Annotated in this window: 27 protein-coding genes; 6 read left to right on the forward strand and 21 right to left on the reverse strand. The window is 61.4% G+C overall.

Features of this window, described 5'->3' with window-relative positions:
- Window positions 1-309: 309 nt before the first annotated feature.
- The 10 genes from HYPDE_RS03900 to HYPDE_RS03945 all read right to left on the reverse strand — a co-directional run bounded on the left by HYPDE_RS03900 (window position 310) and on the right by HYPDE_RS03945 (window position 7,017).
- Window positions 310-915 carry a CHC2 zinc finger domain-containing protein gene (locus tag HYPDE_RS03900; protein ID WP_015597063.1) on the reverse strand — a complete coding sequence of 202 codons (606 nt, stop codon included), beginning with the start codon at window positions 913-915 and terminating at the stop codon, window positions 310-312.
- Between the two features lie 243 nt (window positions 916-1,158).
- Complete coding sequence (locus tag HYPDE_RS03910; protein WP_015597064.1) at window positions 1,159-2,070, reverse strand: replication-relaxation family protein; 912 nt, start codon at window positions 2,068-2,070, stop codon at window positions 1,159-1,161.
- 82 nt (window positions 2,071-2,152) lie between these two features.
- A complete protein-coding gene (locus HYPDE_RS03915; protein WP_015597065.1) occupies window positions 2,153-2,476 on the reverse strand; it encodes a hypothetical protein in 324 nt (107 codons plus the stop codon).
- Entirely contained in the window at window positions 2,469-3,242 is a 774-nt protein-coding gene (locus HYPDE_RS03920; protein WP_015597066.1) for a Mov34/MPN/PAD-1 family protein, read from the reverse strand. Before HYPDE_RS03920 ends, HYPDE_RS03915 begins: the two co-directional genes overlap by 8 nt.
- Before the next feature lie 10 nt (window positions 3,243-3,252).
- Window positions 3,253-3,645 carry a hypothetical protein gene (locus HYPDE_RS03925; RefSeq protein ID WP_015597067.1) on the reverse strand — a complete coding sequence of 131 codons (393 nt, stop codon included), beginning with the start codon at window positions 3,643-3,645 and terminating at the stop codon, window positions 3,253-3,255.
- Window positions 3,646-3,733: 88 nt separating this feature from the next.
- Window positions 3,734-4,708 carry a HesA/MoeB/ThiF family protein gene (locus HYPDE_RS18435; protein WP_015597068.1) on the reverse strand — a complete coding sequence of 325 codons (975 nt, stop codon included), beginning with the start codon at window positions 4,706-4,708 and terminating at the stop codon, window positions 3,734-3,736.
- A gap of 4 nt (window positions 4,709-4,712) precedes the next feature.
- Window positions 4,713-4,862 carry a hypothetical protein gene (locus HYPDE_RS19290; RefSeq protein WP_187290862.1) on the reverse strand — a complete coding sequence of 50 codons (150 nt, stop codon included), beginning with the start codon at window positions 4,860-4,862 and terminating at the stop codon, window positions 4,713-4,715.
- Window positions 4,863-4,962: 100 nt separating this feature from the next.
- Window positions 4,963-6,309: a TraM recognition domain-containing protein gene (locus tag HYPDE_RS03940; protein ID WP_015597070.1), complete on the reverse strand. Its 1,347-nt coding sequence runs from the start codon at window positions 6,307-6,309 to the stop codon at window positions 4,963-4,965.
- A gap of 13 nt (window positions 6,310-6,322) precedes the next feature.
- Complete coding sequence (locus HYPDE_RS19035; RefSeq protein WP_015597071.1) at window positions 6,323-6,538, reverse strand: hypothetical protein; 216 nt, start codon at window positions 6,536-6,538, stop codon at window positions 6,323-6,325.
- A complete protein-coding gene (locus tag HYPDE_RS03945; RefSeq protein WP_015597072.1) occupies window positions 6,535-7,017 on the reverse strand; it encodes a hypothetical protein in 483 nt (160 codons plus the stop codon). The genes HYPDE_RS19035 and HYPDE_RS03945 overlap by 4 nt, the downstream gene beginning before the upstream one ends.
- Here HYPDE_RS03945 and HYPDE_RS19040 point away from each other — a divergent pair.
- Window positions 7,001-7,183 (forward strand): hypothetical protein, encoded by a 183-nt coding sequence (locus tag HYPDE_RS19040; RefSeq protein WP_144061180.1) that lies wholly within the window; start codon window positions 7,001-7,003, stop codon window positions 7,181-7,183. The genes HYPDE_RS03945 and HYPDE_RS19040 overlap by 17 nt on opposite strands.
- Window positions 7,184-7,285: 102 nt before the next feature.
- Here HYPDE_RS19040 and HYPDE_RS19295 read toward each other — a convergent pair whose 3' ends face one another.
- On the reverse strand, window positions 7,286-7,471 hold the full coding sequence (locus HYPDE_RS19295; RefSeq protein WP_015597073.1) for a hypothetical protein: 186 nt from the start codon (window positions 7,469-7,471) through the stop codon (window positions 7,286-7,288).
- A gap of 390 nt (window positions 7,472-7,861) precedes the next feature.
- Here HYPDE_RS19295 and HYPDE_RS03955 point away from each other — a divergent pair, with 390 nt between their 5' ends.
- The gene (locus tag HYPDE_RS03955) at window positions 7,862-8,167 is read left to right on the forward strand and encodes a hypothetical protein (RefSeq protein ID WP_015597075.1); all 306 of its coding nucleotides are present in this window, start codon (window positions 7,862-7,864) and stop codon (window positions 8,165-8,167) included.
- A 14-nt stretch (window positions 8,168-8,181) separates the two neighbouring features.
- Here HYPDE_RS03955 and HYPDE_RS03960 read toward each other — a convergent pair whose 3' ends face one another.
- From HYPDE_RS03960 to HYPDE_RS03985, 6 genes are all read right to left on the reverse strand, one after another.
- Window positions 8,182-8,925: a hypothetical protein gene (locus tag HYPDE_RS03960; protein ID WP_015597076.1), complete on the reverse strand. Its 744-nt coding sequence runs from the start codon at window positions 8,923-8,925 to the stop codon at window positions 8,182-8,184.
- The gene (locus HYPDE_RS03965; RefSeq protein ID WP_015597077.1) at window positions 8,925-9,251 is read right to left on the reverse strand and encodes a PadR family transcriptional regulator; all 327 of its coding nucleotides are present in this window, start codon (window positions 9,249-9,251) and stop codon (window positions 8,925-8,927) included. The genes HYPDE_RS03960 and HYPDE_RS03965 overlap by 1 nt, the downstream gene beginning before the upstream one ends.
- A gap of 120 nt (window positions 9,252-9,371) precedes the next feature.
- Complete coding sequence (locus tag HYPDE_RS03970; RefSeq protein WP_015597078.1) at window positions 9,372-9,713, reverse strand: DUF6527 family protein; 342 nt, start codon at window positions 9,711-9,713, stop codon at window positions 9,372-9,374.
- Complete coding sequence (locus HYPDE_RS03975) at window positions 9,710-11,116, reverse strand: HesA/MoeB/ThiF family protein (RefSeq protein WP_015597079.1); 1,407 nt, start codon at window positions 11,114-11,116, stop codon at window positions 9,710-9,712. Before HYPDE_RS03975 ends, HYPDE_RS03970 begins: the two co-directional genes overlap by 4 nt.
- Window positions 11,113-11,520, reverse strand: coding sequence for an E2/UBC family protein (locus tag HYPDE_RS03980; protein WP_015597080.1), 408 nt, complete (start codon window positions 11,518-11,520; stop codon window positions 11,113-11,115). Before HYPDE_RS03980 ends, HYPDE_RS03975 begins: the two co-directional genes overlap by 4 nt.
- On the reverse strand, window positions 11,517-11,774 hold the full coding sequence (locus tag HYPDE_RS03985) for a multiubiquitin domain-containing protein (RefSeq protein ID WP_041319950.1): 258 nt from the start codon (window positions 11,772-11,774) through the stop codon (window positions 11,517-11,519). Before HYPDE_RS03985 ends, HYPDE_RS03980 begins: the two co-directional genes overlap by 4 nt.
- A 198-nt stretch (window positions 11,775-11,972) precedes the next feature.
- Between HYPDE_RS03985 and HYPDE_RS03990 the strand changes: the two genes are divergently transcribed.
- The gene (locus tag HYPDE_RS03990) at window positions 11,973-12,293 is read left to right on the forward strand and encodes a helix-turn-helix domain-containing protein (RefSeq protein ID WP_015597082.1); all 321 of its coding nucleotides are present in this window, start codon (window positions 11,973-11,975) and stop codon (window positions 12,291-12,293) included.
- Complete coding sequence (locus HYPDE_RS03995) at window positions 12,251-12,847, forward strand: ImmA/IrrE family metallo-endopeptidase (RefSeq protein ID WP_081625083.1); 597 nt, start codon at window positions 12,251-12,253, stop codon at window positions 12,845-12,847. The genes HYPDE_RS03990 and HYPDE_RS03995 overlap by 43 nt, the downstream gene beginning before the upstream one ends.
- A gap of 123 nt (window positions 12,848-12,970) precedes the next feature.
- On the opposite strand, the gene HYPDE_RS04000 is transcribed toward HYPDE_RS03995, so the two are convergent.
- Window positions 12,971-13,216: a hypothetical protein gene (locus HYPDE_RS04000; protein WP_144061181.1), complete on the reverse strand. Its 246-nt coding sequence runs from the start codon at window positions 13,214-13,216 to the stop codon at window positions 12,971-12,973.
- A 13-nt stretch (window positions 13,217-13,229) separates the two neighbouring features.
- A complete protein-coding gene (locus tag HYPDE_RS04005; RefSeq protein WP_144061182.1) occupies window positions 13,230-13,709 on the reverse strand; it encodes a hypothetical protein in 480 nt (159 codons plus the stop codon).
- A gap of 395 nt (window positions 13,710-14,104) precedes the next feature.
- Between HYPDE_RS04005 and HYPDE_RS04010 the strand changes: the two genes are divergently transcribed.
- The gene (locus HYPDE_RS04010; protein WP_015597086.1) at window positions 14,105-15,316 is read left to right on the forward strand and encodes a hypothetical protein; all 1,212 of its coding nucleotides are present in this window, start codon (window positions 14,105-14,107) and stop codon (window positions 15,314-15,316) included.
- A gap of 30 nt (window positions 15,317-15,346) precedes the next feature.
- Here the strand turns inward: HYPDE_RS04010 and HYPDE_RS04015 are convergent, their stop codons facing one another.
- Window positions 15,347-16,027 (reverse strand): SOS response-associated peptidase, encoded by a 681-nt coding sequence (locus HYPDE_RS04015; protein WP_015597087.1) that lies wholly within the window; start codon window positions 16,025-16,027, stop codon window positions 15,347-15,349.
- A 281-nt stretch (window positions 16,028-16,308) separates the two neighbouring features.
- Entirely contained in the window at window positions 16,309-16,713 is a 405-nt protein-coding gene (locus HYPDE_RS04020; RefSeq protein WP_015597088.1) for a hypothetical protein, read from the reverse strand.
- A 436-nt stretch (window positions 16,714-17,149) separates the two neighbouring features.
- On the opposite strand from HYPDE_RS04020, the gene HYPDE_RS04025 reads away from it, so the two are divergent.
- The gene (locus HYPDE_RS04025; RefSeq protein WP_144061183.1) at window positions 17,150-18,160 is read left to right on the forward strand and encodes a hypothetical protein; all 1,011 of its coding nucleotides are present in this window, start codon (window positions 17,150-17,152) and stop codon (window positions 18,158-18,160) included.
- Window positions 18,161-18,163 lie beyond the last annotated feature (3 nt).

Raw genomic sequence — 18,163 nt, forward strand, 5'->3', positions numbered from 1 at the left:
TTGCGCCCGATCCGGGCGCGAGTGCGGCGGATGCTGCGAAGAACAGAAGGCGAGGCGGCCCTCGATTCCGAGGTGCCGTAGGTAGTGGCACCGCGGCCGCGTAGATGTGATCGCGACAAGGCAATGGCGGGTGAAAACGCATTCACCCCACGCTCTGCGGCCTACTCCGCGCCAGCGATCGACGCCGGGACGGCCGAGACCGAGGGCTCGGCGTGCGAGAGCGCGGTCGCCAGAGGCGAGGCGCCCAGACCGATCCACCGCAATAAACAATGAAGCCCCGACCTATTCTGGTCAGGGCTCCACGCTTCCTCACTTGCGGGCGGCCTTCTTCGGCGGCTCCGGGTCCTGTTCCTCGTCCTCATAGGGGCGAAGAACGATCCGGGTCTGCACGGCGCCGTCGTAGATCGTCGGCACCGGCAGGGCATCGAGCTGGACGTTATGCGACCCGTCCTTGTTCTCGAAGGCGGTGCCGATCCGCGTCCACCAGCCTTTCTTGATTTCCCCGGTTTTGGGGTCCTTCCACTCACGGTCGGAGACCGTGAAGACCTTGAAGCTCGGACTTACCGCGCTCATCTTGCTTCTCCTTTCTGTCGTTGCAAGGTGCGGAGAGCTAACCGCGAACCACTGGGCGATCCGCACGGCCGCCTCGTGGACGTCGACCTTCTCGAGCTCGGCAACGAGCTCGAGCATCGCACCGCCGCGGCTGCAATTGCCGAAGCAGTGCCATGTCCCGTCGCGTGGATTGACGACGAACTGGCGCTTGTTGGTGCCGCTGTGGATGGGGCACGGTCCGCGCAGCTGCTGCCCGCTGCGCGTCAAGGTCTCGATGAGCCCGTAGCGGCTCAAGACCATCGTCAGCGAGACCAGGCGCCGGATCTGGGTGTAATCGACGGGGTACGATTTCGGGGCTGACAAAGAGCTCGCCTCCTTCCTGTGTGCCGTCGTCTCTCTGAATCCTAGACCCGGAGAATCTCCTGTCAAATCAGGGTCTTGCACTGTCATCCGAGGCCCCCAGCGTGGCGCAGGCCGGCGCTTCGAGCGTCAAGGGCGCGCGTCGCAAGGGAAGGCCATACCCGGCCCTCAGGCGCGCCCTGGACGCCGCGCCGCCCCGCGCCCGAGGGACGGCTATCTGTCTGCGGGGCCGAGGAAGGGGAGCGCTCATCCGGCCGCCTCAAGGTCAGACGCGAGCAGCGACACCTGCGCGCGACGGAGGTTGACCCAGATCGGCGCGAAGGGGCCCTCGTTGGCGAGCTGCGCGAGGGTGGTGAAGAGGAAGAGGCCGCTCGGCTTGCCAGTGATCTCGAGCGTGCGATCGATCATCGTCGTGATGCGCGCTTCGGCGCGCGTCACGAACAGGACGCGGAAGCGCTGGAAGCCCCAGCGACGCACGTGCTCCTCGGTGTGCCAGGCGTTCCAATAGACAAACACTTTCTTGGCGATCGACGAAGTGCCGGTCAGCTTCTTGCGTCTGACCGGCATATGGCCGGTGTCCTGCTCGAGGACGAAGTTGACGCGCGTCGTCGCGGAGTCCTGCAGCGAGAAGATGCGATCAGGCACCGCGGAGCGCGGCACGTCGTTGCGCGAGACCTTGCTCAGCGTGATCGCCATCGGGTTCGGCGCCGTGCGCGTCGCCTCCGGGAAATGCCGGAAGAGATCCTGGTAATCGATGAGCGGCATGCCGCGATGCGCCGCGTGAAGCTCGAACGCGAGCATCGTCTCGGCGATGTCGAGGGTGTGGGCGACGAGGTCGGTCGTGGCTTTGGCGTTCTTCTTCTTGAGCGCACGGCGATCCGGCGACACCCCGTCCTGGGCGACGAGCAGGTCGGCGCCGGCCTTGGCAAGCGCGAAGACGCGCGGCATGGTGACGAGGCGCAGCCGCGCCGTCTCGGTCGCTGGCTCGACGACGAGCCCGTGCAACGCCATCAGATGCAGGCGGCGCGACAGATGCTGCGCCGAGCCGCCATCGATGCGGGCGAGCTGCGATTGCGAGAGGAAACGGTAGCGGGCGAGAGCGCGAAGGATTTTGAGCTCTCGATCGCCGACCTCGAAGGCTGGCAAAGCCAGGCTCATGGCAACAGTGTACCCCAAAACTGAGGGAGCCGAAAAAACGCGCTTCGCTGTCCAGAGGCGATCGATATGCCTGGCCTTCTCATCATGCGGGCGGACCGGCGATAAATCGGCGCAGCAGATAGGCGATCGGGCGCAGAATCGGATCGATGACGAAGCGGACGAAGCTGGTCGCCAGCGCCATGATCGCTCGTCCGGCGAACGCGAGGACGGCGGCAATCAGATTGGCGACTTGCGTTGCAGTCCCCATGAGCGGCCGCAGAATAAAGAACTCGGCGGCGGCCTGGGCGGCACTCGGTCCACCGAGCATCATCGCAAAGCCGATCATGGTCATGGCCGCGGCGCCATAGAGGAGGGCGTAGATTAGGAAGGTGACGCCGATGTGCGCGAGAAGATCGGTTTCAGGCATGGGGTGGGCTCTGCAGCGGCGTCAGGATGGCCGATAAGGGATGGCGCGCTGCGAAGATGTCTCTGAGCTCCGCCGCCCGCATGCGAGAGAGCGCATCGATCATCTGCGCCCGTTGCGCCCGCGGTAGAGCGCGGGAGCGGGCGACGCGCTCGATTTCGATGGCGTAGCGCTGCAAGAGGTTGCGGACCATAACGACGCGCAGCTCGGCCGCAGCCAGGGCGTCCCGCGCCGGCACGACGACGGCCGTTGCTGCCGATTCAATGATCTCGACGGGGCATGCGCGCGGCGCAACTTCGCCGCGGGTCAATGTCCAACCATGAATGCGGTCGCTGCCATCGGCGGCAAACGTTGTGATCGGCGCCAGGAAGGTGTGCCAGTTGTGGTCGGGACTGTCGTCATTGGCGAGGCAGGCTGAGAAGAAGGCGATGTCGCCATAGGTATTCGCAAAGTCGCCGCAGGACGGCCGTGTCAGGCCGGGCGGATGCGAGTGCCAGACCCCCAAGATGAATTTGCCGTTCGGGCGCCACTCATGGTCGACGATCCAATTGAGGAGATCGGCATCGACGTTGATGTGCAAGGCGCTGGCATCGTAACGGCCGCTGGCGTCGCGGACCGGGGGGCAGAAGCGGAAATCGGTGACGAGATAGTCCTCGAGCCGGCCACCGAGGATGGCGAAGGTCTCCGGCGGATGCTTGGCGATGGTCTGGCGATAGCTGTCGTAGACCGCGCGGGTGATGCGGATCGTCGACGGCGATAGCTGTTGCATGATGCACTCCTTAGGAAAACGATGTGCCGTGGCGGATGTAGGCCGCCGTCTTCTCGCTCCAGTACACCGCCCATGACAGGGCATCCGGTACCGTGGTTGGCTGATATCGGTCGCCGATGCAGATGTACGGATGATCGGTGAGAACGCCGATGCGATGCGTCGAGTGCCCGTCAGTCGCGCGTCGGCCGTAGGATGGCTGGTGGAGGATGTAGATCCGGATCACTGCGCCGACACGTTTGAGGTCGAACGTGAAGGTGCACGAGCGATCGCGGGTCGTGTACGAGTACTCGCCGTAAGCATCGGGTGCCCATAACGAGAAATCGATGATCTCGCCGTTCCAGTCGAACGTTGTGCGCGTGCTTTGCGCGGGCGAGCGAAGTCCGAGAACGTCGAGCAGGCTCATAAAGATCTCCGGGTGCCCCGCCGCACGAGGCGGCGGGGCAGTTATGCTATCGAGCGCCGCCGGCGCTTATCGCCGGCGGCTCGTGGCGTTAGCGCAGGCCGCCGGTGACGACGGGGCCGCGCGGCAAGAGCGTCGGCTTCATTCGGTCCTCCTTTCTGTTTGGGCAGGGGGGAGAGCGAGGCTCCTCGCCTCGCATCTGCGGGACGCGGCCCGCGGTGCCGCAGTCGGGGCAGATCCAGGTGTCGGGCGTGTCGAGCGCCCACAATTTCGTCGTGAACAGCGACATCTCACGCGGCGCGTCGCTGAAGGGCTCGCCCGGTGCCGCGTAAAACAGCGGATCGAGACGGCTGATGAGGCACGGCGTTCGTGCGAACACCTCGGCGACGCGACCGATTGCAACGTCGGAGGCGGCGCGCTGATGCAAGCGCCCGATGACGATCAGAGCGATCAGGGTATTGAGGTATTCCGCTATGACCGCATGACTGCCGATCACCGCCGGGTTCTGATAGCCGCTCGCGTAATCGTCGTAGCGCGACTTGGTATGACAACGGTGGCAGCCACTGCCGGCCGCAACCGCCTCGGCGAAGGTGGCCGTGATCTCGACGCCGACAGCATCGGGATAGGAGATCGCGAACACGGCATCGGTATGGGTCTCGAGGGCCTGGCGATTGATGGCCGCCTGCGTCGCGAAACGATCGGTCATCGCGAGCACCATGTCGGACTGCCAGACGGACGGGTGAGCCGCCGCCGGCAGCGACTCGTAGGTGCCGTGGTAGGTCTCGACGATGATAGAGGGATCGATGTCCGTGAGACGGGTGGCCAAGGCCTCGACTTTGGGCCGACCGAGATCGGTGTAATCATGGTTCTGGGTCGTAGGGTTAGTCGCACTGACGATGTCGGGATCGACGAGCGTCAATTTCCCGACGCCGGAGCGGACCAGCAGGTTCGCGAGCCCGGCGGCGCCACCGACCCCGATGACGGCGACGTGAGACCCCGTCAAAAGCTGATGATCGAGCAGCCCACTATGGCGCGAGAAATCAGGAAACCGCGGAACGTTCGTCATCGGATCACTCCTGGTCACGGTTGAATGGCGGCCGCGGCCGCGTCGGTAGGTGCACGACGCGCGGGTCGGGTTCGGGCTGTGAGAAATCTGGTTCCTCGATCACGGGCGGTACGGTGATTGCGGCGAGCCGCTCGCGGATCTCCTGGTCGACCATCGCAGCCGGCTGCGCGTAGCGGGCGGTGCGTGCGATCTTGGCCAGGTAGAGGGGCAGGCATCGCGCCCGGAACGCCGCGGACCGGAATGCCGGTTCGAGGTCACGGGTGCGTGTGCGGACCGGCGCCTCGCTCTCGACCCGGATGACGCATTCGCGGCGCGGCAGAGCCATCAACTCCCAGGTACGCCGCGCGAGCTGCTCCTCGAGGCTGAACATTTGCGTCGGCAGGGTTCTCGTAGCGAGGCATGAATGCCTCGGCCTCGGAGACAGCGTCGCTGCTGCCGTCAACACGCACCTGGTTCCGGGTCTCGACGTTGGCCTCTCCCGACTGCGAGCCCGCGGCGCGGCTCCGGCCACGCGCGCCAGCGCGTGACGACGCCTGCCCATCGTTAATGCTGACGAGCGCATCAGGGCCGGTGAGCATCGTGCTGCCCCCCGAGACGACACTGCCCCAGCTTGACAAGAAGGTGTCGGTCGCGGTGGCAAAGCGGCTGATGGAGCGGGCGTGACCTTGAGCGCGTCCCAGGCCCTCAGCTTGGTGTCGGCCACGCGTACGGCCCTTGAGGATGACCTTATCGACGCCGACGACCGTCGGCCGGGCGCTGCCCGCTTTCCATTCCTCGAGGTCGATGTGCCCTGCAAAGAGCATCTCGGCCATGAAGCGGGCGCTTTCAGGCTCGAGCCCGCCGAAACAAACTTTGACGCCGCAGTTGGTGAACAGTGCATCGGCGATGAAGTCGCCGCGGGCGCGCAACTGTCCGAGCCGCTGCACACTCAGGGTAAGGAATAATCTGTGCTTGGCAACCTGATCGGCCGCCCGCGCGGTATCGATGGTGATGAGGCTTTCGGCTTCGTCGACGATGAGACGATGGGTGGCGCCATGAAGCGGCGTCCGGCGCCGCGCCGCCGCCACATACATCGAGGTCATGATGGTGCCGACCAGGGCGGCGTCTTGATAGGTGAGGGCCGACAGATCGGCGATGACAATCTCAGCGCCATCCATGACGGCGCGCGGCGAAAGGCCCCGCGTCTGCCCGAGCATGCGCCGTAGGCGGCGGTCGCCCAGCCAGCGGACGAGGCGGTTCTTGCAGCTCTCGACCAAGGTGATGAACTCGCGGACGTTGCGAACGGCCAGCAGGTGCAGGTCTTCAAGTTCGCGACGAATGATGTGATCGTCGAAATCTTCGATGAGGGCGGTGCGGAGATCTTCACCGCCGACCGTGAACAGCTCGAGCAGCTCGATGAGGGTGAGGCCGCGGCGGGCGCAAAGGTAGCCGCCAACGTAGAGCAAGCGCGACAGCCGCGGCGTCTCTTCCGGCGACGCCCCGAAGCGGCTCTCGATGGCCGAAGAAAGCGTGATGGCCGCCTCATGCCAGCCTTCGGGCGTATCGCTATGGGGCTCGAGCGGATTGAGGCCGACCGCCATATCGCTTGCAGCATCAATCACGTGGACAACACGATCATGCTGTCCATGCGCAGGGTTGGCGAGATATTCCATAACAGCGCGAGCAACTGCCGTGGGGATCGACGAGCGAGAGCGCCTCGTGACGCGGCGTTGCACGCGCGATAAGGTCCAGGAGTCCGCTCTTGCCACGCCGCGTGCCGCCCACAATCAGCACGTGATGATCGGCGAGCTGCGGCAGGGGATGCGGTGGTGTTGGCCGTCTCAGCGTCATCGGCGCGTCTCCTCGAGGTAGGCGTCGATGAGAGCTAGAAACTCAGCCCGGAACTGAGCATCGGCCTGCGGTAGGAGCTCGATCAGGTGCGCGAGATCTTGCCGAGCGAGAGAGGGCGCGTGCGGAATCGCCCGGGCAGGTGTTGGCTGCGGAGTGTTTTGGGCGATCATCGCCTCAAGCTCGGCTGAGGCCCGCAAGAGGGCGAGCGTCGCCTGCGCGTGACTCGTCTTCGCGCCGACCAATTCCGTCGTTGTTCGGGTTATCCGGAGATCATAAAGCAGGTGCTCGTGCGGCGGGGCGAAGCGGCTCGGCGGCCGCAGCACGGCGTCGACTTGCTCCGCTTGTGCCGATGACTCGGCCGGCGGCGCCGATGGCCGTGCCAGCTCTTCTGAGAGCAACGCGCACAGTCTCAGGACGAGCAGGATCACAAGGATGACAACCGCCGTCTGGGCGAGGGGGTCCATGTCCTCAAGCGGCATGGCGATCCTCTCTCAAGTGACGGGCGGCACCTTGCTTGAAAGAGTCCCAGTACCGAAGCTCATCTTCGAGATAGCGGCAGGCGGCAACGACGCGTCCGGCACCAACATCATCGCAAACGATACCGATGATCTCGTCGAAGTGCTGCGTGGCTCGCAATGCGCGTAACCGCGCGGCAAGTCGGCTCGCCAAATCAAGAAGACCAGGTTCGAGTTGCGGACTGCGATGGAAGGGTCGGATGGTTCCGCCGAGGGGCTTGGGCACGGACTTCTACTCCTGGTCGCTTCGAGGCCGCACTCCGATGCGCTCCAAGAACTTTTCGTATTGTTCGTCGGAGAGCTCGTGATGCTTCACGTTGAGACGGGGGCGCGGGCGTTTCCGCGGGCGTCCTCGGAGCATGTCTTCGATATCTCGGGGATCGACTTCGTACTCCGTAATCGTCAGTCTCTTTTTCATGGTTTCCTCGTGAGCTTACGATGGTGACCTCTCTGGAGCAGGTGCCGGTACATGATCCGTCTAGACACCTGTTCTGGGTCCTGCGGATCGCTTTCAAATGCGGCAAGCTCATCGGAGCCGATGTTCTCCCAAGGCCAAATCCCGTGACCGAGGAGAAGGAGTTCCGAAACCGTCAGTCTCCGCATTGGAGGACTGGGACGACTTCTGTCCGACCAGACACGTACTTTCGAGCCCATGAGTTGCTCCATGTATGTTAGTCATATCGTCAAATAGACAAAATGTAAGACTGATGGTAAAGTTATCGCGGTTGTTTGTCCGCGAGTCTCCCTTTGCTCTTGGGGCCCAGTTGCTGGGTTCGGCTGTTGGGTCTTGAGAGCAAAGGAGGAAAGCATGACCCCTCAAGACTATGCGGACATCCGGCGCAAGCACCGCTGGGAGGCTCTTTCGAGCTTGTCGATCTCGACCATCATTCTTGTGGCCATCGTCTACATGTTGTTGACGATCGACGATAATCGCTGGCCAGTGTACGGAATTTTCGCGCTGCTCGGCGCCGTGGTGGTAGCGGGCTTCGACAATTGGATCAGGCAGTCGCAGCTGTCGGACGCTGCCAATCCGGCCATGTACGAGGTCTATAAGCGGGAGCAGCCGGAGGGTCCGATCTTTGCGCTGCTGCAAAAGCGGTTCGGTGATCAGTAACGTAGGCGAGTCGATCATTGCTGGTCGGCTCGCTTTCTTGATTGCTCGAGACTTCTGTACTTGAGGGTCGCGGCCTCCCAGGCGACGACCAGTGTTTGCAAGCAACCGCGGATCAGGACGCCAGCGATCGCAGCGCGTGAGGCGTTGTGCGCGCGTAGCTCACTGGCCTCGAAAAGCGCCTCGGGGAAGGCCATGCGAGCCGCAGTCCACACATCCTTCCATGGGATCAACCGCCACAATAGCACGAGAGCAGCGAGCGCTGCCCAGAGGCAAGCGGATTTGGGCACAAGGGAGTTGCTTTTCGCTGTGCGCGTCGTGAACGTGCCCGCATACTCCAGACCACCGCCGTATGAGGGATAGTTCAAACCCTTCCACTCGTAGGAAGAGTCGCTGGGTCCGAGATTGTACGAACGATCACCACTGAAGTACCGGGATGCGCCGCCGAATGACGAGTCGGTACCGCCGAAGGATGAGTCGGTACCTCCGAATTTGGCGCCTTTATCGCGTTTTGAGATGCGACTGCCCCAGTCATAGGTATCGAGCCCGCCGACGTAGGTGTACGTGTCGAGGCCGCCCCCGACCTCGTTGTAGTCACTGGCACTGTGATTGGCCGTGGTATCGGGCATATATGTGTTGTTGTAGCTTGGGAAATAGGTCGCATCATAAGGCGGCACTGACTTCGATGGGGCCGCGATCGCGCACGACGGCGTGCTGAGCGCTAGCAAGATTAGCGGGGACCAGAGCTTCCAGGAGGTCATCACTGGCCCCCTCTCTGCGCACCCGCTACCTGGAGGCGTGACAGCTGCCGCCGGACATTCACCCCGACCGCATGCATCTGTTGCCCGAACCCAGTTATTTTGTAGAGCACGCGCCGCGGCCCAGGCTCGGGACGCTCGTCCCAGGTCTCATCTCGGGATGACAGGTACCCGCGCGCGACCATGCGCGCGAGAACGATATAGATGGTGTTCTTGCTAACGGTGTTTCCGGCCGCTCGCTGGATCTCAAGGCCGTACATTTCGCGCCTGGGGCGGACGATCATCACATCGAGAACGCTGTGTTCCTGTTCGCTCGGAAGCTTCTTCATCCTTAGGGGACCTCGACCAGTCTAACAGACAGACTATTTGTCCCTCTGTACCATATCCTGCCCACAGCGGCAAGCGCGTTCCGATCGCAGGTTCAAAGTTTGGAAGATGAAGCCCGCGACTTAGTCAGCGCACCACAGGATTGCACCCTTACGGATGAAGAAGTGGGCCCGACAGCTGCCAGTTTGCCAGATCGAAGGGTAGATACTCGCTCGGCGTAGCCAGTCCGTAGTTATCCGCCAGGACTTAGGCCCAGCCAAGGGTATCTGGATGTGCTCGCCGCAGCGCGGGCAAAGAAGGTGCGCCCACTTGGGATAACCGTCGCGCACCTCCTTGTAGATGATGCCGCGCTCAAGCTCATGTTCCTCCGGCCCCTCCGGAACGCTGCACACGCGGAACTCCCGTCTCGGAATGAGCGCGAACTGCTCCAAAAGCGACGCTATCCATTCCGGCATGATGATCATGGTGCGATATCCAGGAACGGCGTGCAGTCGCCTCTGCCATCGTAGATTCGGCGATCGCAGAGCTTGCAGCCCGGCCGGGATCTTCCGGCCGGGATGGTATCGGTGTCCTTGAGCTCATCGAAGCGTCGCACTCGCTCATATGCGTGGCCGTTCTCGCCGCGAAAACCGGTGAGGCGCTGGAAAAGTTCATTGACGGCCATCGTCGCGACCTCGGTCGTGAAGGTGACGACGGCGGGGTTCTGCTCGTTGAGCGATGGAACATAGCCGGCACGCCTGCGCTGCTCATAGAGTTGAGGGTTGGTCCGCATAAGCGATTCGGCGAAGAGCTTGTCGGTGCTGATCAGGCCCCTGCAAACCTGGCACGGAGCGCCAGGCTGGATGACCGTCACTCGACCGTCAAATACATCGTATCCGGAAGCGTCTTTCGAAGGCTCTATCAGAAGCCCGAGATCGATCACCGGTATCAGATAGAAATGGGCGATCCTGTTGAGGATATTCCGTCCCGAATGATCATCGGTGCAGCCGAGGACAATATCGCACGAGAGCAAAGCGTCGCGTGCGCGAGCGTCAGTGACATCATAGGGGATGCTCACGACCGAGGACTGGAGACCCATCTCGCCGAGCGCCTCGGCGATCACTTCGATCTTGCGGCGACGAACGATCGCGTCCGCTCGCGTTGAGAAGTGGACGCGATTCAAGTTGGTCTCCTCGATGCGGTCGAAATCAAACAGCGCGATATGCGCGACGCCAATGCGGGCCAGCAAAGCGACAACCGCCGAGCCGGTTCCGCCGCATCCAACGACGCCCACTCGTAGGCTCTGAAGGTCGGCAGTTGAATCGCGCCCAAAGGCGCGCTGTTGCCGGTCAAGGTGCCGAGCAGCCGCGGGGGCGGATGCTGGCCAGAAGCGCCAGCGGTCTCCGAACGACCGTATGAGATCGACGGGAACGGGAGAGAGGTCGGGTCCGTACGCACGCGCGACAAGATCCTCTTTTCCATTCATCACGATCGAGAGATGGGGCCGTTCGCTGTTGAGCCGGTCGAACGCAATACGGAACAACTCCTTTTCAGCGACGTCATCTTGCGCGGAGAAGGCGAGTGGCCCGCTTGGGTGGGAGTGCGCGACCGCGACGGCTAAGTCCTCGATCTCGGCGCGTTTGAGGCAATTAAAGAAAGGGGTGGTGGACCACGTCAGGCCCTCGGGCGACCGGCTGTGGAATGCGGACGGATCGACCTCGACGAGCTCCCGGACCAGGTAGCGCTCTTGGGGCAGGCCAGTCCAGGGATCCACGGTCCGAGAGCGGCCGCAGAATAGAAGAGCCGCGTACTCGTCTGCATCGCGCAGCAGGGTTTTCGCGAGCGCCGCCCGCTGATCCTCGCGCATTGTCAGGGTGTGACGGGTCATGCGCGCCTCAACTCGTTCCAAACGTAATTGAGGAAAGTGTGAAGGCCGTCGATATCCGGCCTCCAATCGCTGTTGTCGAGGTGACGCGACCAGAACTGCCATTGTCGGCCGAAGTGCGTCTCCTCTCCCGTCGCGCAGTTGGGAAAGGAATTGTCAGGCCGCCGCAGAACCGGCGAGGTGTAGAAGCTGTCGAGTTTCGTCGTCGCGTAACCGCTGGGAATGCGGATCAGCACGTCGCACGAGACGCAGCGAACGAGCTGACTTTGCTCGTTAGTGCAATAGAGATTACCCTCGAAGCTCAGACCTGGGAACACGATGCCCCGCTGCCCGCCTACATCCTTGAGTTCGTAGATGAGCGCTTTGCTTGAGAGGAACTCGACATCGTCATGTGGCAGGAAGGTCATGCTGCCCCCGGCGACGTCGTCGCCTTGCGCGTGGTGAACCTCTTGATCCCCTTCGGTTCCGACTGCTGGTCGAGGTCGACCTTCTGATCGTTGGAGATCTCAGGATCGCCGCCAGGGCCGGGAACGATCTCATTGACCACCCAGTCCGCCGGAGAGTTGGCGAGCACCTTGATCTCGGTTCCGGTGATCACGCGCTGAGGCCACTCGTACTCCTTCTTGTTAATGATGAGCTTGGACTCGTGTTTTTCAGCCATGGTTTTTCCTCGATCGAGTAACGCGGCGACCGGGGGGAGACTCGATCGCGACATGGTTAAGCGTACGGTCGGGCGCGCTCGATGTCAACTTTTGGTAAGTTTTCTAAAACGTCATCGTTATTGACAGTCATCACCATTTGACTTTTGACGACACGTCGACCAGGATGACGTGTAAGAGAAAAAAGCGAATCAGGCTGCATGAGACGGACGCGCGGAGATCAGAACCGACAATTCTACGCCGAGGTCGGCCGTCTCATTGCCAAGGCGCGCAACGGCAGAGCCACTCAGGATCACCTCGCCAAAAGAACGGGGCTGACCCGCACGTCGATCATCAACATCGAAAAGGGCAGACAGCAGGTCTATCTGCATACTCTGGTCGACATCGCGAGCGCGCTCGAGGTGCCGGTGTCGGAGCTCATACCGCCCTCGGACAAGATGGACGCGTTGCTACGCGACAAGCCACAGAATGCGGTTGAATGGATCAGGCTTTCGACAGCCTCAGAAGGCAAGAAAAAATAGGAAGGGCTATGGCGGTACGAAGAAAGCTCATCCGTGAGATGGTGGAAGCACTTCTTGCGAAGCATCGGATCAGCCATGGGGCTGTCCCCGTCGAGAAGATCGTCGAATCCTACGGAATCAAACTTTCCCTGGATGAAGTGGACGACGAGCTGTCAGGATTTCTCGTGCGAGAGCCAGGCAAGAATAAGCGTAGCGTTATCGGAGCCAACAAGGCCCATCACCCACATCGCCAGCGATTCACGATCGCTCATGAACTCGGCCATTTTCTCTTGCACAAAGGCGAGATGGTTCATCTCGATCAAGGCCGAGGCGCACTGGCGATCAACTTGAGGAATGAGCAATCCTCTCGAGGAGAGGATCAGGATGAGCGAGAGGCCAACCTTTTCGCAGCAGAGCTTCTAATGCCCGCTATTTTTCTCGCGAAGGACCTGGAGGGAGTCTCCCTGGATATATTGGGAGATAGTGGCGTCTTGGATCGCCTCGCGAAGAAATACAAAGTCAGCACTCAGGCCCTGACATTCCGTCTGGCAAACTTGGGCTATATCCAGCTTTAGGACGCATGACCATCCTTCGCGGAGTCAAGAGCTTAGCTCTGGGTGGATGGAGGGGGATGGTGGGTCAGTCCCTCCCGCGCCCCCTCGGACAACAGCGAGGGGGTGGGAGTGCCGGTCGAGTTATCAGCCCTCAGGATTGCATTCCCTGCATCCGTCCGCGCAGGCGTAGACGGCAAGCTCGGTCGTGCGGATGCGGCGCGACAGCGGGTCGAGCCAGCGCACCAGGTCGTCCTCCGGCGAGAACCAGTCGCGGCAGCCGTCGCAGAGGTAGAACGTCGGGAGCGGGTAGCCTAATCCCCAGAGGTCGGCCGCCGCGAACCAGCGCGTCGCCTCCTCCGCACAGCCGGCGACCGAGCAGAAGGCGGGCATGTGCGCAGTCATACTAGTATGACGCGACTATCGTGCACGCCTCGCCGGTCTCGCGCTCCATGCGCTCGCAGAGCGCCACGAAGTCCACGAACGAGAGCGCGGTCGCGGGGAGCATCCGCTCCGCGATGAGGCCCTCGGCCGTCTCGATGCTCTCGGGCTTGAGCGCCGCCGCGAAGTCCTCGTGCGTCTCGTCGCCGACTTCTTGCGTAAACACGGCCTGCAGCGCGTTCGGGAGCTCGTCGAGGTCGATGCGGCCCGGGTCTTTGCCGCCGCCATAGAGCCGGTGCTCGCGGTAGAGGTGCATGAGGACGGCCGTCGGCAAGCGCTCCCGCAGCGTCGCGGCCGCTATCGCGGCCGAGCCGCCGTCGAACGCCTCGGCGACGAGGTACTTCGTCACGTAGGGCCCGCCGTGGTAGGCCTCGCGCAGATAGCCGACGTTGCCGGCAGTCGCATCGAAGCCCGTGCACTGGGCGCTCTCCTCGGCTTTGGTCATCCCAGGCCACTCGGTGCGCACGGTTACTCCTCACCAGGTCATATTCGAGCGCACTGGCAGTGGTGGTTCGCTGACACCGGAGTTTATGCAGGTGTTTCGTTACGTCGCTCGCGGGATCCCCTTGAAAGAAGTACCAAAGGAATGACGGCAGCGGTGCGCTGCCTGAAACCGGCTATTAATTACCGGTCGGCGTGAGAAGCGCACCTTCTGATGGGGCCCGCGTCCGTTCTCTAGAGCCGATATTAGATTGAGGCGATTGACGAGATCGCCAACAGTTCGACGGATATCGCCGGCGGAAGTTTCTGCTCAAGATAGTGACGACGGGGTCAAGGAAATCACATTCGATGCTAATGCACTGCTGGGTTTTTGAAAGTCCATTCGAGTAAAATATCAGAATGAGCGAAGAGATGCACAGTTCCGCGCCGGGGATGGACCAGATCGGAGCGGCAGAGCCGATGCCCGGCCTGATAGCGGAAAATCTCGGAACGCCGATACAGCTGTCGAACGTAGAACTCGATGGTTTCGCCGTGGAAGCGGCGCGACCTGGCGAGACGATCAAGATCTGGACCCGCCTCTCGATCACCTCTGATGAACCATCATTTCACAAGATGGCCGGCGGGCTCGCGCGCACGATCCAACACTATAGTGCCTTAGCCGGGACACCGATTGATTTGCAGTGCGCGGCAACCGTACTGCTCATCATTAAGCGGGACAAATCTGCCGAACTTTGGGTCGACACTGCGGCCGTGGCCGTCAAGGTCCTGGCGAAGCGAGACTTCGATGCAGGTAGCCCTGTCCTCGAGAGCGACATTGTCGATATCGCAGAGATGGCGTTCCCATGCGTCAAGTTCGAGAAGGAAGACAAGGTCGTGGTCCTGTTTCGGCAGGATTGGCGTTTTGGGCTCTTCTTCGACTTTAATCCGGGCCGAGAGTTCTCCGAGGTCGCCATGAACCGATCCCTTGGCGCGCTGCTCCGCAACCTCAAGTATCGGCATATCTTCGACACGATAGACAACCAACAGGTAGTCGCGAGTTTGACCGGAGCTGGGTGGTTCCCCTTTGCGGAGATAATCACGAGCGAATTTCCGGCTATAGCCGAGGCATGTGAAGCAAAATTCAACCTCACTGACGTTGAAGCAAAAGTCCTGGCATCATTTGATCAGGCACGTCTCGATCGAATGTTTAAACGCTGGCTAAGCAGGCCTGCGTTGGCATCTCGAGAGGCTGTGCTTCGCTCCGCAATGAGGAGCTTCGTTGCGGACGATCCAATCGCGGTGATGAAGACGGTGCTGACCGAGATAGAAGGTGTCTTGAGGGAAGCATATCAGGCAATTCACGGGACCGGCGCTAAGATCGAAACCTTGCTTGAATTTGCCGTCGCGTCAGCTGAGCGGAAAGCTGGGTCGCCTTCATCTTTGCTCTTACCTGCGAGTTTTGCGAAATACCTGCGGGATCGACCTTTCGCGCACTTCGATCCGAGCGTGGGCTTGGCGCATGCGAGTTCCAGACATGCCGTAGGACATGGTATGGCTGCGCCCGCAACCTACACCAAGGTCGGCGCGCTCCAGGTACTGCTTACGCTCGATCAACTCGCTTTTGCGCTTTGAGAATCGAGAACTGCAGGCCGATTAGGGGTGCTAGATGCCCACGGCATCAAGGATCTCCGGATCATCATCGACCGGCTTGTTCACGCGCGACGAGATCGGCCACATCGTCATCGGCTCGGCAGGGTAAGGCCGTAAGAGATCACGCGGGTCCGGCTCGTCGGGCGAGAGCCAGCGGGCGTAGTCGGCCGGTCCAATGATGACGGGCATGCGATCGTGAATCGGACGCATGAGATCGTTCGCTTCCGTCGTGATAATCGTGAACGTGCGCACCCATTCCTCTGTGCTCGGCCGCTTCCAGTTCTCCCAGATGCCAGCGAGCGCGAACGGCGCGCCGCTCTTCATGCCGATAGCGTAGGGTTGCTTGTAGGCGCCCTTGATCGCCTTCCATTCGAAGAAGTTGTCGATTGGGACGAGGCAGCGACGCTTCTTGTATCCGTCGCGAAAAGAGGGGAGTGACGCGATCGTCTCGGCCTTGGCGTTGATCGGTTTGCGATCACCCTGCGGATCTTTGCACCAGTGCGGAATGAGGCCCCACCAGAGGCGGTCGAGCGAATACGCGTGCGTCTCCGGTTGTTCGCGGATCACCCAGTGCTCCTGTCCAGGCGAGCCATTGTAGCGCGGCGGAGCGACGCCTGGCACAACGTGGTCGGCGCTCGCAAGACCAAGGCCGAGCTTCTTCGCGTTGCTTTTCTGCGTGATGCGTCCGCACATGCGGCGAGATATAGAATGTCGCTCGCCTGATGCAACGGCGGGCGCCTCGCCGGCGGCGACCGCGCTCTCGCAAGCCGAGTCCTGGTCTCGGCCTGCGGCTTCGATCGAGTTCGAATATCCATCTTCCGGTCGAAGTAAACACCGAAATTGGGTGTTGCTCGTTTGTTGCCAATCACCTCTTTTGATGAGTGGCGTCCGACCCTTTGCTCATTGCACTGACCATGGGTGGAGCAACCGAGTTTGCCAATATTCCTTGGTCGAGAGTCCCCAGAAAGCAATGGCTATAATGATAGACTCTCGAAATGGACGTTATTGGGCAGATCAAAGAGATGCGGATCGAGATAGAATACGCGATGGCACTCGACGATCGGGTCCGGCAATTCATTGGCGGGGGTCGCTTTGAAGGCACCCCTTGCCGGAATCACGTCGCCGCGCTCCGCGCCGTCGCTCCACGCATAGAGTCGCCCGTCCTGCTCGACATCGTGCACGGCCATCTGCGGTGCTGCCAAGTTTGTGGCATCGGCGCGAAAGCGCCCATGTGATAGGAAAATCCTGACGGTCACAGCGGCCGTGAATGTCGAGAATGTTCCGAAACATTCAAAGCTTCCGACGGGAGGTGAATCCAGATTGGCCATGTCGAAGGGAAATGGGCGGAACAGGACGTAGAGAGAGATGAACGTGAACATGAAGAATATGGTACAGATCGCCAGTGCGCGCATAGGTGCTGGAATAACGAAAGCATATCACAGAGCGAACTCGTGCAATAGCGATGTCAAGCGACGTGCTCATTGCGTGTGACGAGTGGGTGCAACGGTGTCTTCGGAGGCAAAAAACTCCACAGCTTTATCAATAGATGAGGGGTCGGTGACGAAGCCGCCATCGAGCCCAGCTGGCGAGAGCGCATCGGGTTGTCGGCCGCCCCCCATACCGCATTCGGGAGGTACCTCATTTGCGCTGCAAATCGAGTCAGATGAACCCGCTGCTCGTCCCACGGCGCGCAAGACGGGAAGGTTTTCATTTGGTCTTTGGTTTGGTTTCGCTTTGCTTGGGATCGGCGTTGTCGTCGCTGTCATCGCCAGAGACTTGCCGCGTCAACTGATTTTGATAACCTCGACACATTCGATGGCGGATCGCGAGCCGGCCGAAAAAACGGCCGCGCCAGTATTTCCAGGCAGGACCGAATATTACGGAAATACGCCGGCTACGCATGCGTTCGGCGATGTCAGTCACGCGGTGCCGACCGCCGCATCGGAGCCTCGCGTGCAGCCTAAACTGGCACCGGCAAATGCGCCTAAAGAGCACGATTATGGCGAACCGGTTCAGGAGATGACGACCTATCTCGCCGGCCTGAAGGCGGGACGTTTCGTCTTCAATTGGGCAATCACGGGCGAGGAGGCAGCTAAGCAACTCGGCTTTACGCGATTATTCGCAAGCGGTTACGACGAGATCGCTCTGCAGGCAAAGGCGCGTGCCAAAACGCAAGGCTCAGTCAACATCGGCGACATTATCAGCGATTTCCAAGGCGTCGTCCAAGAGGAACAACGGATCGCGGAGCTGATGGTTAGCCGTAAAGAGTATGTCGCGGTCATTGCGTACTTGCGAGCGCTACAAAACGGCGACGTGGTTTTTCCGGGACCGCAGGATCTGGCGCCGACCCCGCCCGTATTGCTCGTGCAGCTGATGACGGCTTACCCCGATACTAAGTTCGATATTGACGACCCGGTATTTGCGTCCGTCTACCGCCAGACACGCGTATTCGCAAACGCGCGGATCCAGGAAGCCGGTGAGGTTTGGGCGCAGGAAATCATCGGAGAATTCCGGCGCCAGATAATCCACTCTGCATCGCAGCCGGCCGTTGTTTCGGCGCCCACCGACTGCGAGCGAGCACGTGCGGTCGGGGTTCTTACGGCAGTGGTGGCCCAATGCCCGGGCTTGCGCCTCAGTCAGACGGCCCAAGCCGTCGCTGATGCGCTCGAAGGACGGCAAGGCGCCAGTGACTGTCTGACGACGTCGCGAGACAAGCTTAAAGGCGAATTCGGCAGAAAACCGGCAAACGAGATTGCTCGCATTTGTGGGTCTCTCGAACGGCAAGTGCAGGCCGGCAAGGTCGCCAATCTCGACATTTCCCACTAAGCA

It is taken from the genome of Hyphomicrobium denitrificans 1NES1, from assembly GCF_000230975.2.
Classification (GTDB): Bacteria; Pseudomonadota; Alphaproteobacteria; order Rhizobiales; family Hyphomicrobiaceae; genus Hyphomicrobium_B; species Hyphomicrobium_B denitrificans_A.

Coding starts and splice junctions, on each gene's coding strand:
- HYPDE_RS04005 (WP_144061182.1), bottom strand. CDS start 13,709: ATGACCAAAGCCGAGGAGAGCGCCCAGTGCACGGGCTTCGATGCGACT.
- HYPDE_RS03920 (WP_015597066.1), bottom strand. CDS start 3,242: ATGCAACAGCTATCGCCGTCGACGATCCGCATCACCCGCGCGGTCTAC.
- HYPDE_RS03960 (WP_015597076.1), bottom strand. CDS start 8,925: ATGACCTCCTGGAAGCTCTGGTCCCCGCTAATCTTGCTAGCGCTCAGC.
- HYPDE_RS19295 (WP_015597073.1), bottom strand. CDS start 7,471: ATGAAAAAGAGACTGACGATTACGGAGTACGAAGTCGATCCCCGAGAT.
- HYPDE_RS03945 (WP_015597072.1), bottom strand. CDS start 7,017: ATGCCGCTTGAGGACATGGACCCCCTCGCCCAGACGGCGGTTGTCATC.
- HYPDE_RS03970 (WP_015597078.1), bottom strand. CDS start 9,713: ATGATCATCATGCCGGAATGGATAGCGTCGCTTTTGGAGCAGTTCGCG.
- HYPDE_RS04010 (WP_015597086.1), top strand. CDS start 14,105: ATGAGCGAAGAGATGCACAGTTCCGCGCCGGGGATGGACCAGATCGGA.
- HYPDE_RS04015 (WP_015597087.1), bottom strand. CDS start 16,027: ATGTGCGGACGCATCACGCAGAAAAGCAACGCGAAGAAGCTCGGCCTT.
- HYPDE_RS04000 (WP_144061181.1), bottom strand. CDS start 13,216: ATGCCCGCCTTCTGCTCGGTCGCCGGCTGTGCGGAGGAGGCGACGCGC.
- HYPDE_RS03965 (WP_015597077.1), bottom strand. CDS start 9,251: ATGAAGAAGCTTCCGAGCGAACAGGAACACAGCGTTCTCGATGTGATG.
- HYPDE_RS03910 (WP_015597064.1), bottom strand. CDS start 2,070: ATGAGCCTGGCTTTGCCAGCCTTCGAGGTCGGCGATCGAGAGCTCAAA.
- HYPDE_RS03975 (WP_015597079.1), bottom strand. CDS start 11,116: ATGACCCGTCACACCCTGACAATGCGCGAGGATCAGCGGGCGGCGCTC.
- HYPDE_RS19035 (WP_015597071.1), bottom strand. CDS start 6,538: ATGACGCTGAGACGGCCAACACCACCGCATCCCCTGCCGCAGCTCGCC.
- HYPDE_RS03990 (WP_015597082.1), top strand. CDS start 11,973: ATGAGACGGACGCGCGGAGATCAGAACCGACAATTCTACGCCGAGGTC.
- HYPDE_RS18435 (WP_015597068.1), bottom strand. CDS start 4,708: ATGACGAACGTTCCGCGGTTTCCTGATTTCTCGCGCCATAGTGGGCTG.
- HYPDE_RS19040 (WP_144061180.1), top strand. CDS start 7,001: ATGTCCTCAAGCGGCATGGCGATCCTCTCTCAAGTGACGGGCGGCACC.
- HYPDE_RS03980 (WP_015597080.1), bottom strand. CDS start 11,520: ATGACCTTCCTGCCACATGACGATGTCGAGTTCCTCTCAAGCAAAGCG.
- HYPDE_RS04025 (WP_144061183.1), top strand. CDS start 17,150: ATGGCGGATCGCGAGCCGGCCGAAAAAACGGCCGCGCCAGTATTTCCA.
- HYPDE_RS19290 (WP_187290862.1), bottom strand. CDS start 4,862: ATGGTCGACCAGGAGATCCGCGAGCGGCTCGCCGCAATCACCGTACCG.
- HYPDE_RS03925 (WP_015597067.1), bottom strand. CDS start 3,645: ATGAGCCTGCTCGACGTTCTCGGACTTCGCTCGCCCGCGCAAAGCACG.
- HYPDE_RS03955 (WP_015597075.1), top strand. CDS start 7,862: ATGACCCCTCAAGACTATGCGGACATCCGGCGCAAGCACCGCTGGGAG.
- HYPDE_RS03985 (WP_041319950.1), bottom strand. CDS start 11,774: ATGGCTGAAAAACACGAGTCCAAGCTCATCATTAACAAGAAGGAGTAC.
- HYPDE_RS03915 (WP_015597065.1), bottom strand. CDS start 2,476: ATGCCTGAAACCGATCTTCTCGCGCACATCGGCGTCACCTTCCTAATC.
- HYPDE_RS04020 (WP_015597088.1), bottom strand. CDS start 16,713: ATGTTCACGTTCATCTCTCTCTACGTCCTGTTCCGCCCATTTCCCTTC.
- HYPDE_RS03995 (WP_081625083.1), top strand. CDS start 12,251: ATGGATCAGGCTTTCGACAGCCTCAGAAGGCAAGAAAAAATAGGAAGG.